Genomic DNA, 984 nt, shown 5'->3' with positions numbered 1-984 from the left:
ACCCCCCCCCGCCTCTCGTTGTCCGCCCCCCCGCCTCGCTCACCTGGCACGGTTCGCGCTGCTCGGCACGCCGAAAGCGCTGGCCGCGGCCGCGCGGGTTGTCTAGCATCGCGGGCATGACCTGGCGACATTGATCCAGCAGCGTCGGCCGATCCCGTGGGCCACCACGGGCACCGCACGTCCGGTGTCCGTCTCCACTCCCACGGGAAGGCCCCATGACCCTCATCGCTTCGCGCGTCCCCGAGCCGGCGGTCCGTCGGCTGACGGCGACTCTCTACGGGTACGCGTTCCTCAGTGACCTCGTCCTGCTCTACCCGCTGTACGTGGTGTTCTTCGCCGACACCGGGCTGTCGGTGGGGCAGATCGCGTCGCTCTTCGTCATCTGGTCCGCCGCCGGCATCCTGTTCGAGGTGCCCTCCGGCGCCTGGGCCGACGTGCTGTCCCGCCGGCTGCTGCTGTGCCTCGCCCCGCTGGTGGCCGCCGCCGGTTTCGCGCTCTGGGTGCTGCTGCCGTCGTACCCGGCGTTCGCTGTCGGTTTCCTGCTCTGGGGCGCCGGTGGCGCACTGGTCTCCGGTGCGCTGGAGGCGTTGGTCTGGACCGAGTTGGACCGGCTCGGCGCGGTCGGACGGTACGCCCGGGTGCTCGGGCGGGCGCGGACGGCGGGCGTGCTGGGCGTGGTGGTCTCCGGAGTGCTCGCCGGCCCGGTGCTCGGCGTCGGTGGGTACCCGGTGGTCGGCGCGGCCAGCGTGCTCGCCTGCCTGCTCGCCACGATCGTCGCCACCCGCTTCCCGGAATACCGCGCGCCGAGGGCCGTACGCGTTCCGGTGGCCGAACCGGCGACGGCCGCTCGCTCGGTGGCTGCCGCGGCACCCCGGCTAGACGAGCCGGACACCGTCCCGCCCGGGAGCCCGGACGACGATGGTGACCTGGGGTGGTGGGACACGCTGCGGGCCGGGGTGTCGCAGGTCCGCACCGGCGGACGGG

1 protein-coding gene is annotated in these 984 nt (G+C 74.0%); it reads left to right on the top strand.

Going from position 1 to position 984, the window contains the following annotated elements:
* Positions 1-215: 215 nt before the first annotated feature.
* Positions 216-984: MFS transporter (locus tag KBX08_RS33340; protein WP_210787724.1), on the top strand; the 769-nt coding region annotated here is incomplete at its 3' end.

Origin of the sequence: Micromonospora sp. H61, from assembly GCF_018070325.1 — a bacterium.
GTDB lineage: Bacteria > Actinomycetota > Actinomycetes > Mycobacteriales > Micromonosporaceae > Micromonospora > Micromonospora salmantinae.
The sequence above is the reverse complement of the archived record's forward strand: the minus strand, read 5'-3'. Positions and strand labels throughout refer to the sequence as shown.